This window comes from Cyclobacterium salsum, assembly GCF_010119245.1.
Lineage (GTDB): Bacteria > Bacteroidota > Bacteroidia > Cytophagales > Cyclobacteriaceae > Cyclobacterium > Cyclobacterium salsum.
Genome location: NZ_WNKG01000006.1, coordinates 126879 through 139366 on the forward strand (window position 1 = coordinate 126879; position 12488 = coordinate 139366).

8 protein-coding genes are annotated in these 12488 nt (G+C 44.5%); 6 read left to right on the forward strand and 2 right to left on the reverse strand.

Annotation, left to right across the window (positions count from 1 at the left end):
• Positions 1-4: 4 nt before the first annotated feature.
• Positions 5-2803, forward strand: coding sequence for a cation-translocating P-type ATPase (locus GJS45_RS11855; protein ID WP_162342058.1), 2799 nt, complete (start codon positions 5-7; stop codon positions 2801-2803).
• Positions 2804-2910: 107 nt separating this feature from the next.
• Here the strand turns inward: GJS45_RS11855 and GJS45_RS11860 are convergent, their stop codons facing one another.
• Positions 2911-3111, reverse strand: coding sequence for a hypothetical protein (locus GJS45_RS11860; RefSeq protein ID WP_162342059.1), 201 nt, complete (start codon positions 3109-3111; stop codon positions 2911-2913).
• A gap of 235 nt (positions 3112-3346) precedes the next feature.
• Here GJS45_RS11860 and GJS45_RS11865 point away from each other — a divergent pair, with 235 nt between their 5' ends.
• The 5 genes from GJS45_RS11865 to GJS45_RS11885 all read left to right on the forward strand — a co-directional run bounded on the left by GJS45_RS11865 (position 3347) and on the right by GJS45_RS11885 (position 11029).
• Positions 3347-4084 (forward strand): DUF4397 domain-containing protein, encoded by a 738-nt coding sequence (locus GJS45_RS11865; protein WP_162342060.1) that lies wholly within the window; start codon positions 3347-3349, stop codon positions 4082-4084.
• 110 nt (positions 4085-4194) lie between these two features.
• Entirely contained in the window at positions 4195-6579 is a 2385-nt protein-coding gene (gene ppsA / locus GJS45_RS11870; RefSeq protein ID WP_162342061.1) for a phosphoenolpyruvate synthase, read from the forward strand.
• 34 nt (positions 6580-6613) lie between these two features.
• Positions 6614-9358 (forward strand): cation-translocating P-type ATPase, encoded by a 2745-nt coding sequence (locus tag GJS45_RS11875; RefSeq protein WP_162342062.1) that lies wholly within the window; start codon positions 6614-6616, stop codon positions 9356-9358.
• A gap of 6 nt (positions 9359-9364) precedes the next feature.
• Positions 9365-10354: a 2-hydroxyacid dehydrogenase gene (locus tag GJS45_RS11880; protein WP_162342063.1), complete on the forward strand. Its 990-nt coding sequence runs from the start codon at positions 9365-9367 to the stop codon at positions 10352-10354.
• Between the two features lie 48 nt (positions 10355-10402).
• Positions 10403-11029 (forward strand): protein-L-isoaspartate(D-aspartate) O-methyltransferase, encoded by a 627-nt coding sequence (locus GJS45_RS11885; RefSeq protein ID WP_162342064.1) that lies wholly within the window; start codon positions 10403-10405, stop codon positions 11027-11029.
• A gap of 208 nt (positions 11030-11237) precedes the next feature.
• Here the strand turns inward: GJS45_RS11885 and GJS45_RS11890 are convergent, their stop codons facing one another.
• Complete coding sequence (locus tag GJS45_RS11890; RefSeq protein WP_162342065.1) at positions 11238-12488, reverse strand: NRAMP family divalent metal transporter; 1251 nt, start codon at positions 12486-12488, stop codon at positions 11238-11240.

Below are 12488 nucleotides of genomic sequence, written 5' to 3' on the forward strand. Positions count from 1 at the left end.
GGATATGGCAAAGTCTACAGCATCTGACAGTAAAGAAAAGGATTTCTATCTTCAAACGGTCGAGGAAGTACTGGATGCGTTTGAGGTAGACCCTGAAAACGGGCTTTCGGATACAGAAGTAGAAGCAAGAAGGAAAAAGTTTGGGCCAAACATCTTGGAAGAACAGGAAAAAGAAAGCATTTGGCAAATTTTCATTTCTCAAATTAATAATCCTGTCATTTACCTACTCTCAGCCGCGGCATTACTTGCCTTTATTTTTGGTGATTTGGCAGAGGGAATTGCTATTCTGGTAGTGCTGCTAGTCAATACATTCATTGGTTTTTGGATGGAGTTTAAGGCACAAAAGTCCATGGAAGCCTTGAAGGATATGGACAAGACCACCGCCCAGGTACTGAGAAATGGACGAAAAACATCAATCAATGCAGAAAGTATTGTCCCCGGAGATATCGTTTTGGTGGAATCAGGAGATCTTGTACCAGCCGATGGGAGGCTGGTTGCGGCCAATGAACTGGGGCTGGATGAATCTCCTCTTACGGGTGAGTCTGTACCTGTAAGCAAGACCCCGGAAAAGGCCAAAGAAGAGAAACCGGTAGCAGACCGAAATAATATTTTATATAAAGGTACCGCCGTCACCACCGGAACCGGTAAAGTCGTTATTTATGGTACCGGAATGCACACCGAATTGGGAAATATCTCCGCTCTTGTCGGGGATCAAGAAAAAGACAGCACCCCGCTTAATCAAAAATTGAACCGGTTGACGAAAAATCTAATCTATGTAACCATTGGGCTGGCAGTGGCTTTTCTGATTGTCGGCTGGTTAACTGGAAAGGAAATTTACGAGCTGGTTCAGACCTCCATTGCCTGGACCATTGCCGCCATTCCGGAGGGGCTTCCCATCGTGGCAAGTATAGCCCTGGCTCGGGGAATGCTGAAATTGGCAAAAAAGAACGTGATCGTAAAAAAACTGGAGGCAGTAGAAACGTTGGGTGAAACGACGCTTATTTTTACAGACAAAACCGGCACGCTTACAAAAAACCAACTTACTGTCAACACCTTTGTTTTTCCACAAGAGAAGCGATTGGATTTTGACTGGTCAGAAGGTGGTCAAGTTAACCTCAGTGGTTCGGAGGAATCCGACGAAGATGAGAATTTTCAACAGGCATTTAAAGTGGCCGTATTGGCCAACGATGCCAATTTATTGGCGGAGAATACTGAATCCAGTGATGATTCGAACGAATCCTCCCAAGGTAGTGGGGACGGCACCATTACTGACAACGGGCATGGGGAAGCGTCAGATAAGATGGATAGCGGAGCCGGTGAGGGTGATCCCCTGGAAATAGCGCTACTCCATTTTTCCAAAAAATTTGATTCAACTCGGTTTGAAGAACTGCGGAAGTTGGAAAGGGAATTACACGATCCGTTTGATTCCGAATCCATGGTGATGGGAGCGGTTTACAAAGAGGACGATTCGCACTATGTGGCCGGGAAAGGGGCTGCACAAGCCCTTATAGAACGATCCCAAAAGATTTTAATGGGGGGAGAAGTGAAATCCTTGTCCGAGGAAGATAAAGATTTTTGGTATCAAAAAAACGATGAGCTGGCCGATGAGGGATTGAGGGTGTTGGCCTTTGGCTACAAGAAGTTAGACCAGTTACCTGAAGGAAAAGCTGCAGAAGATTTTTTACAGGAAATGATTTTTATTGGCTTGGTTGGATTTATCGATCCGCCCCGAATTGAGGTAGCAAAGGCCATGGACACCTGTAAAGAAGCAGGTATCCGGGTGGTAATGGTAACGGGCGACCATCCCGGAACGGCCCGGAACGTGGGGGAGCAGGTGCATCTAATTGATGATAAAGACAAGAAGGAATCGGTGACCATGTCCGGGAAAGATCTTAATAAGAAATTGGAAGAAGCTGAACGTAATGAGCTTGCAGCGATCCGTATTTTTTCGCGAGTGGATCCTTCTCAAAAACTACATTTAATAAAATACTTTCAGAATCAGGGGGAGATAGTAGGCATGACCGGGGACGGAATCAATGACGCTCCTGCATTGAAAAAGGCTAATATTGGCATCGCCATGGGCAAAAGAGGCACCCAGGTGGCCCAGGAGGTTTCGGACATGGTGCTAAAAGACGATGCTTTCGGATCCATCGTAAAGGCGATAGAGCAGGGGCGCGTTATTTTTGGCAATATCCGGAAATTTATCATGTACCAATTGTCTTATCACCTTAGTGAAATTCTGATCATCGCCCTGGTCAGTTTCAGCCTTTTTACCTTACCGCTCTTGCCCTTGCAGTTGCTTTTTCTCAATCTGTTGTCGGATGTATTTCCGGCTTTGGCATTAGGCGTGGGTGAAGGTAATGCGGGAGTGATGAAACTTCCCCCAAAAGATCCTCAGGAACCGCTATTGACCCGTGCAAACTGGTTGCAAATTGCCTTGTACGGCTTGATACTGACGCTTTGCATCTCGGGAGCTTATTTCTTTGCCCATTTTGTATGGGAGCAGCCCGAAGAAATCACGAATAACGTGGCCTTTTTCAGCCTTGCTTTCGCTCAATTATTACACGTTTTTAATATGAGAGAAGGAGATGAAAGTGTCTTTAACAATCAAGTTACTCGGAATAAGTACATCTGGATGGCACTTGGATTGTGCGTAAGTTTATTGGCATTGGCCTTTTTCATTCCTCAGGTTAGCGAAATTCTTTCCTTTCAGGAAATGGAAGGGAGGCTATGGGGACTTATTGCCCTGACCAGCATTATGCCGTTGATTATCATACAGGTAATCAAACAATTTAAAAAGTAAGCCTTATTAACCACTACGCATCAATAATCAAATCCTTTATCAAAAAATTCGGGTAGAGTCCAGGATTTGATTATCGAAAAATGCGCAACGATTCAATTTCTTATAGGTTATTTATTTTTGGCATTCATCCAAAAGGCAAGTCCGGAGATCGTGATGATTCCAAATAAAACGAGCGCAACATTAACATCTCGCTGCGTTTTCTGTGCTTTTTTAAGGTAAGTAGAGCCAATGCCTTTTGTAGCAATAAAATCTTCAATTTTTTTAAGACGATCTTCTATTTCTCCTGTTGCCTTCTTCGTAATATCCATAATTATTTCGTTTTTTATTTTGGTTAATTAATAAGTATAACTGAGTTAGGAAAAAAATAGTTCTGATTTCAACAGGCTAATCTGGCTTTTAGACTCAAAACCCAACAGGTTCGTTTCCGAATCATCTAAATCACAAGTTGACGACTTTGATAACCCAATAGCCTGGATTGGCATGGGAATTGTTTTATTTATACCATATATTGAATAAATTTAAATAGTAAATTAAGTTAGTAGTATGTTCTTTAAGGAAGTAAAAAAAGTGATAAAGCTGAAAAAAATCAGATTGATACCGATTGCTTTTCTAGGACTATTCGTCGGTTTGATTTCCGGTTGTGAGGTGGACGATGACGATGTGGTACCGCTTCCGGAGATTTCCTACGTGGGATTGTACCACGCTTCTCCAGATGCGCCCTCACTTGATATACTAATGGAAAACGGGCGTATCAATTATTATCCTTTGAGATATGCAGATTATACGAATTATCTCAACTTCTACGCTGGGGAACGAACCATGCGTGTAAGTCCGGTAAATGCATCCAATGTGGTGGTGGATACCACGTTTACATTTGAAACGGGAGCGGCTTATTCGTTATTTTATGTGAATGAGTACGATGACATGCAGGCAATGTTGGTAGAAGATGAAGAAGTGTCCATTTCTTCGGGCGAGGCTTCGGTGCGTTTTGTTCATCTTTCTCCTGATTCTCCTGAAGTAAATGTGACCAGGATTATGGAAGATGAAATGACTACACTGGTCGAAGGAAATGCGTACCTGGAGGCGACCGAATTCGTTACGGTTGATAGCGGCGTACAGTCCTTTCAGGTTAATTTAACGGATGGTGGCGCCGAAGTCCTATCCATTCCAGATCTAAATTTACGATCTGGTGGGGTATACACCATCGTAGCCAGAGGTTACAACACGCCGCCGGCGGGGAATAATAATAACCTCAGTGCGGATGTGTTGATAAATAATTAAAGTTTAAAGAATGATTAGTTAAAAGGCAAAGACCCGATGCAGGTATTTAGCCTGCATCGGGTCTTTTCTATTTATGATAAAATGTATGATGGCATCTTAAAGGTAGGACGATGAATGATAAGGGAAACTACACTCGATTTTTTAAAGATTTGACGAACAGGGATACGGCAGAAGTGGGGGGTAAAAATGCATCACTCGGCGAGATGATCAGTCAATTGGGTCCGAAAGGCATCCGCATTCCATCAGGTTTTGCAACTACCTCCGATGCCTATTGGCATTTTATGGACCATAATGGGCTCAGGGAAAAGGTAGCTGGCACATTAGAAAAATTGGATAAAAAAGATTTTAAAAACCTTAAATCAATAGGAGAAAAACTTAGGGGTTTCATTTTAGCTGCCAAGTTTCCAGAAGATTTGAAAAATAGCATCAAGGAAGCATATCATCAACTCGAAGAACAGGAAGAAAGCCTGACCAGTGTTGCGGTGAGAAGTAGTGCCACTGCGGAAGATCTTCCGGATGCATCCTTTGCCGGACAGCACGATTCATTTCTGAATATTCAGGGAGCGGAAAATACCCTTGATGCCTGCAAGAAATGTTATGCTTCTTTATTCACAGAAAGGGCCATTCGTTACCGGGAACATAATGGTTTTGACCATCTTAGTGTCGCTTTATCTGCAGGAGTTCAAAAGATGGTTCGTGCAGATAAGGCTGCTGCCGGTGTTGGTTTCACCATTTTGCCCGACACAGGATATGAAAAAGTGATCTTTCTTACGGGTAGTTGGGGCCTGGGTGACAATGTGGTGCAGGGAGCGGTTAACGCGGATGAATTCCTGGTGTTTAAACCGGCATTGAAAAAAGGAATGCGCGCTATCATTTCCAAGAAATTAGGTAGCAAAGAACAAACCATGGTTTACGCCAAAGAAGGCAAAAAGGGTACGACGGTTAACCGTAAAACTCCATTAAAAGACCGGAATAAATTTGTCCTTACGGATGAAGAAGTTACAAAATTGGCTGTCTGGTCACTTGAGATCGAAAATCACTACGGAAGAGCCATGGACATTGAATGGGCGAAAGATGGTGAAAGTGGGGAGTTGTTTATCGTTCAGGCCAGACCCGAAACCGTCCATTCCGGGAAGGAAAAGACAAAAATCAAAGAATACAGGCTAAAAGGTGAGGGCAAGGTACTTAGCACCGGAACCGCTATAGGAGAAAAAGTCACCAAAGGGGTGAGTCGGATCCTCGATTCCCCCGATGAATCGAATAAACTTCAGAAAGGAGATGTATTGGTAACCAACATCACCAATCCGGATTGGGACAATGTGATGAAAAAAGCTTCTGCCATCGTTACCAACAGTGGGGGCCGTACCAGCCATGCCGCTATTGTGGCCAGAGAACTGGGTGCCGTGGCAGTGGTGGGAACTGAAAATGCCACGGATACTATTCAAGACGGCCAGGAAATAACGGTCTCAAGTGCAGAAGGGAATACCGGTAAAGTCTATGATGGGTTTATTGAATGGGAGGAGGAGGAGATTGATTTTCAGGAATATGCAGAACCAAGTACGGAGGTGATGTTGATTCTTGCCGACCCGGGGCTTGCTTTCAGTTATAGTAATTACCCGGTAAAGGGGGTAGGACTGATGCGATTGGAATTTGTAATAAATAATAGCATACAAATCCATCCCCTGGCACTTTTACATTTTAGCGAACTCAAAAACAAGCAAGCAAAAAAGAAAATTGAAGCGTTGACGAGCACCTATTCCGAAAAACGCTTATTTTTTGTGGATAAACTGGCTGAAGGAGTGGCTACCATAGCCGCAGCATTTTTTCCCAGGGAGGTAATTGTTAGAATGAGTGATTTTAAATCCAATGAATATGCCAACCTGATCGGCGGGGAAGAATTCGAGCCGGATGAAGAAAATCCAATGCTGGGGTTTAGGGGTGCCTCCAGGTACTACAGTGATGCGTACAGAGAGGCATTCGGTATGGAGTGCGAAGCCATGAAAGTGGTTAGGGATGATATGGGCTTGACGAATGTAAAGTTAATGGTCCCCTTTTGCAGAACCTTGGAAGAAGGAGAGAAAGTCATCAATCTTATGGGGGATTTTGGTTTAAAGCAGGGATGGAATGGTCTGGAAATCTATGTGATGTGTGAAATACCCGCTAATGTATTGCAGGCAGAAGAATACGCAGCCATCTTTGACGGCTTTTCAATCGGTTCAAATGACCTTACCCAGCTTACCCTTGGACTTGACAGGGATTCTTCCCTTGTGAGCCATTTGTTTGATGAACAAAACGATGCCTCAAAACAAATGATCAGTATGGCGATTGACAAGGCCAAAAAGAAAGGAAAGAAAATTGGACTTTGTGGTCAGGCTCCCAGTGATTTTCCCGAATTTGCCCAATTTCTGGTCGAAAAGGGAATCGATAGTATTTCTTTCAATCCAGATGCGGTGGCCAAAGGAATAAAAAATATTTTAGATGCTGAGAATAAGTGATTTGCAAAGAGAGATAAATTTATAGATCAGACTAATGGATATTGACCAACATTATCCTTACCACAGCTTAGAAAAAGAAGAAGTTATCAAAAAGTTGAAGTCGGAGGAGAAGGGACTTTCTTCCGAAGAAGCAAGGCAGCGCCTGGACCAATTCGGTGAAAATAAATTACCGGACAAAGGGGGCATAAATCCGTTTCTCTTATTTATCAAACAATTCAAGGATTTCCTTATCCTCATACTTTTTATAGCAGCGGGGATTGCATTTTGGGCCGATCAAATGGCTGATGTGTATATTATTTTAGCAGTCATCCTGTTTAATGCCATCATGGGTTTTACCCAGGAATATAAAGCGGAGAAGGCCGTCCAGGCCATAAAAAGCCTCGAACAAAAATCCGCCATTGTTATCCGGGATGGACAGGAAGAAAAAATTCCCGCCGAAAAAGTGGTGCCTGGAGACCTGATGGTTTTAAAGGAGGGGAATACCGTTCCTGCCGATGGCCGGTTGCTGGAAGTGAAAGAGCTGAGGACAGCGGAAGCTTCACTGACAGGAGAATCCATGCCGATAGATAAAGAAACAGTGCCTGCGGAAGAGGGCGCACCTATAGGCGATAGGGTCAATATGGTGTGGAAAAGCACCAACGTTGTGAAGGGAAGAGGAAAGGCTGTGGTCACCGCCACCGGAAACCATACCGAAATCGGTAAAATTGCCCAATCCATGGATCAAATGGAAATGCAGGATTCCAACTTTCGGAAGAAAACGAATTTATTGGGCAAACAAATGGCAGGTATTGCCATTATTACGTCCGCTGTTGTCTTCTCCCTGGGATATTGGTTTAGGGACTATGAATTTCAGGAAACCTTACTGGTAACCATAGCGGTTCTGGTGTCCATAATTCCAGAAGGATTGCCAGCCGTAATTTCTATTGTCCTGGCCATTGGGGCAAACCGAATGGCCAAACAAAATGTCATCATCCGTGAATTTACAGCTACAGAAATGATGGGATCCGTATCCACCATCCTTACCGACAAGACCGGAACCTTGACCCAAAGTATCCTAGTCGTCAAGCGATTATTTTCCGGTAGTGGCAAAGAAGTAGGTGTTTCCGGTACGGGTTATGAATCAAAGGGAGATTTTAAGGTCAATGACGAAGATTTGGATCTCGAAAACAGCCCGGTTGAAAAAAAACTCTTTGCCATAGCAGCATATTGTAATGATGCCAGACTAAAAGAGGAGGATAGGCAGCGACAGGATGGTCAAGGTGAAAAAGAAAGTGAGGAGGGATCGGAATGTAATGAAGCTGAGCAGGCAGAAGGAGATCCCAATGAAGTGGCCATGTTGGTAGTAGGTGCCAAAGCAAAAATCAAATCCTTATCTCCTTTTGATCAATACAAAAAACGGGATGACCTGGCATTTAATTCAGAAAAGAAATTCAGGGCATCCCTGGTGGATACGGAGGATGGCCCGGAAATATTTGTAATAGGAGCTCCGGAACGTTTATTGGAATTGAGCGCGGAGTACCTTACTTCAGATGGCAGCAAACAACTGGATGATGATAAGAGAAAGGAAATCCAGGAAAAAATGGATGAATACGCCAAGGATGCCATGCGGGTACTTGCCTTGGGATATAAAAAAGCCAAAGGTAAAAACGAAATTGTGGCAGACGATGTGGAAAATTTGACCTGGGTAGGGATAACAGGCATCATTGATCCTCCCAGAGACGGCGTTCGGGAGTCTATTCAAGAATGCAGGACAGCAGGGATACGGGTAATCATGGTAACCGGAGACCATAAAATAACAGCTGCTGCCATCGCCAGGGAGGTGGGGATTTTAGATGAAGAAACCGAGGATACTGCTTTGACGACCCAGGAATTGGATGTGGAGGATGATCAATTTGATGAATACCTGCAAAACGTAAATGTCTTTGCCAGGATGAACCCCGATACCAAACTCAGGATTGCGGAAAGACTTCAGGCAAAGGATACGCTGATCGCCATGACCGGGGACGGCGTCAATGATGCTCCTGCACTTAAGCGTGCAGATGTGGGAATCTCCATGGGAATCAGGGGTACCGATGTGGCCAGAGATGCTTCGGAGATTGTTTTGCAGGATGACAATTTTAAAAGCATCGTAAGTGCCATACGGGAAGGTAGGATTGTCTTTAACAATGTTCGGATCACAAGTTATTTTCTTTTGACCACCAACTTTGCTTTTGGTTTGGCTTTTATCATCAGCATGGCATTGGGTTTTCCTTTGTTGTTAACGGCTGTTCAGGTGCTGTACGTCAATCTGGTCACAGCAGGGATTGTAGATGTGGCATTGGCCACTGAACCCGGGCATGGGGATATCATGAAACAAGCCCCGGTGAAGAAGAGCGAAAAAATTCTAAAAGGGGATATTGTTCCTTTCCTCTTTTTGGTTTCAGCGGTAATTGTGGCGCTGACCCTCCTCTCTTTTCAATTTTACCTTTCTGAGGGAGAGCAAATGGCCAGAACGGCTGCTTTTGTTGCCGTTTCAATGACACAGATTTTCAATGTATTCAACTTGCGGTCTCTCCGGTTATCCGTTTTTGAAATAGGGTTATTTACCAATCGATGGGTGAATTTTGCATTCTTGGGAGCGGTATTGCTCCAGTTGTTGGTGATAAAAGTTCCCTTCTTAAGGGAGCTGATGGGATTTGAAAATTTACCTTGGGCAGACCTATTGTTGATTACCATTGCTTCCGCTGCCATCGTTGTGGCCGGGGAATTGTATAAATATGTAAGATTCAGGAAAAATTAGAATAACATGAAAGCTACCGTATACAGCATATCTCCTTATGAAAAACCCTACTTTGACACCAAAGGAGAAAAGGGAGGTATTTCATTTTTTCTCCATAAGGAACCACTCACGGAAGGGTCCGTCTCCCTGGCCGAAGGCAGTGATGCCATTGTTGTTTTTGCCAATGACCAGGTCACCGCCGGGGTTTTGGATAAACTACATGAGTCAGGCGTCAAATTTATAGCTACCCGGTCCATGGGTATGGACCATATTGATTTGGAAAAAGCCAAAGCACTGGATATTAAGGTTGCCAATGTGCCACATTATTCTCCACATAGTGTGGCCGAACATAGCGTTGCACTGATGCTGGCACTCAATCGCAGGCTGAACCAGGCCAACCAAAAAGTCAGGAATCATGATTTTGAACTGGATGGCCTCGTAGGCTTTGACATGCATGGCAAAACGGTCGGCTTGCTGGGGGCAGGTGAAATCGGAGAAGTAAGCGTTAAAATTTTATCTGGATTTGGCTGCAAAATTCTGATTTATGACCTGGAAGAGAATAAGGAATTGATAGATAAATACCAGGTAAAATATGAAAGTATTGAAGAGGTTTGTAAAAGATCGGACATCATTTCCATCCATGCACCGCTCACCAAGGAAACGAAACACCTTATCGATAAGGAAAAAATTAACTGGATGAAGAAAGGAGTGATGCTGATCAATACGGCGAGGGGAGCCATTTGTGAAACAGAAGCCTTGATAGATGGGCTCAAGGAAGGGAAGATCGGGTATTTGGGCATGGATGTCTATGAACATGAAAAAGGCCTGTTTTTTGAGGACCATAGTAATGATGTCGTTCAGGATGATTTGTTTATACGCCTTTTGGGATTCAAAAATGTATTGATTACCGCTCATCAGGCATTTCTTACCCATGAGGCAATAAAAGAAAACATGGAGACGACCATTCAAAATCTTAACGATTGGGCGAAAGGAAAGAAAGCCATGCATGAGCAATAAGAGCCCTTTTTCCTACTTAAATCGGAGGTAACCGTAAAATAGATAGGTATGAATACTACATGGAGGCAAATGGTAGATGACCAACTGAAGAAAAGAGGTATCAATGATCCGCTGGTAATCAAAGCCATGTCAAAGGTGGATCGGAAAGATTTTGTTCCTATAAAATACCAACGTATGGCCTATGAAGACCGGCCGTTACCGATTGGCAATAACCAAACCATCAGCCAACCCTACATGGTAGCCTATATGGCCCAGGCCCTGGGTCTTCAGGAAGATGATGTCCTATTGGAAATTGGTACGGGATGTGGGTACAATGCAGCCATTTTATCTCAACTAGTCACTCATGTTTATAGCCTGGAAATCATTGAGGGGCTGGTACCCTTTGCCGAGAAAAATTTAAGCCGGGCGGAAATCAATAATGTTTCCATCCGTTGCGGGGATGGCAAGGAAGGTTGGGCTGATAAAGGACCTTTTGATGCGGTCATGCTGACAGCAGCAGCGGATGAAATTCCAAAAACACTAAAAGCGCAATTAAAACCTGGCGGCAGGTTGATTGCACCGGTGGGAAAAATCTCCCAGCGACTTATCCTACTGGAAAAAACCGGTCAGGACCAGTTTCGGGAAGAAGAGCGTATCCCTGTACAGTTTGTGCCCATGACGGGAGGATCAAATTGAAGCGGCAATTGAAGTAAATTAAATCTATAAAATCTGTAAAGTCGGAAACCATCATGGAGGCGGCAGCGCTTTTTTATGGGCAGCGCAACTCACTTAGCCAAACCGTAGCTTGAAAATGGTATTTGTCGCTCATTAGTAAATGTGGAGAGGATCTGCCAGCACTGAGGATAACCAGGATAAATTTACGGTACCCAATTTAGCCCATGCCTTAGAAGAACAAAAAATAAAACCCCATCCCCAATGAAAACAAGGTAAGGAAGCCAATGCCGACGACAGCTAAAACCTGCATGGCCCGGCCTGGCCGTTGACTTGCTAACAGTTGCTCACTGAAAACCAGCCGGTAATTAAGAAAGGCAATGAGGGGTGCTATCAAAAAGGAGATGGTGGTGGCCAGGTTAATCAGCTCGGTAAAGGAGGTCATAAAAAAGCGGATGGTGCCAAATCCACCCAAGCCGATCAGACTGATCCAAAAAAGGTATTGTTGCCTGCTTTCGGGTTTGTTTCGCAATACCGCTACCGCTCTTACCGTGGACCGGGCGTAGCCGTCCATCACGCCGATACAGGTTCCAAGCATGATGGTAAATCCGGCTGCTGCGATGATAGGAAAAGTCCAGTCCCCTAAATTGCTGGCGTACAGACGTACCACTCCCGATGCAAAGCCAACGTTATTGTTGGGCAATGTTTGATCGGTTCCGTAGAGTAGGAAAGCTCCCAAAACAACGAAGCACAGGGAGAGCCCAGCAGAGATCCAGTAGCCCAGGTTAAATTCAAAAACCGTTTCGTTTACGCTTGGCTGGTAGCCACTTTGCTTTATTCTTTCGGTGGTCCACAGGCTGTTCCAGGTGGAGGAGTCGATGGCAGAAGGCATCCAACCCATCAGACCGATTATAAATGGGAGGGTTGCCGGACGGACCAGTGTTTGCAACGGCTGCCAAACCAAGGGCGCTTCCGGCCCCCTGAACAGGGCTATAAAAAATGCCAGCAGGGTGCTGAGCAACATAAAGGTCCCGATGACTTTGATCCCTGCATCCAACACGGCATATCTACCCAGCGCCAGAAAGGAAAAGGTAAACGCAAATAAAGCCAGGGACGGGAGGTAATAGTAAGCGGCGGGCAATTCAATCCCAAAGAGAAATTGTAAAAAGCCTGCGGCCACAAAAGTGACGGCAGCGTTTACAAAGAACATGGAAAGCAAATTAATGACCAAATACAACTTAAGGTACGCTGAATGGAGCAACTGATACCCATCGATCAACGAACGGCCGGTAGCGGAGGCGTAGCGGGAGCCAAATTCAAAAAAAGGCCATTTAAATAGGTTAGCGGCAAGTATGAACACCAGCAGTCCAAAACCATATTCGGCCCCGGCCCGGGTACTCTGCACCAAATGCGATACCCCAATAGCGGTGCTCGCAAATAGAATCCCCGGTCCCAGGGTTTTGAAAAAGGCGCCTCTTTTCAA

Bases quoted from the DNA above. Each gene is read 5' to 3' on its own strand.
- GJS45_RS11855 (WP_162342058.1), top strand. From the start codon at position 5: ATGGCAAAGTCTACAGCATCTGACAGTAAAGAAAAGGATTTCTATCTT.
- GJS45_RS11860 (WP_162342059.1), bottom strand. From the start codon at position 3,111: ATGGATATTACGAAGAAGGCAACAGGAGAAATAGAAGATCGTCTTAAA.
- GJS45_RS11865 (WP_162342060.1), top strand. From the start codon at position 3,347: ATGTTCTTTAAGGAAGTAAAAAAAGTGATAAAGCTGAAAAAAATCAGA.
- ppsA (WP_162342061.1), top strand. From the start codon at position 4,195: ATGAATGATAAGGGAAACTACACTCGATTTTTTAAAGATTTGACGAAC.
- GJS45_RS11875 (WP_162342062.1), top strand. From the start codon at position 6,614: ATGGATATTGACCAACATTATCCTTACCACAGCTTAGAAAAAGAAGAA.
- GJS45_RS11880 (WP_162342063.1), top strand. From the start codon at position 9,365: ATGAAAGCTACCGTATACAGCATATCTCCTTATGAAAAACCCTACTTT.
- GJS45_RS11885 (WP_162342064.1), top strand. From the start codon at position 10,403: ATGAATACTACATGGAGGCAAATGGTAGATGACCAACTGAAGAAAAGA.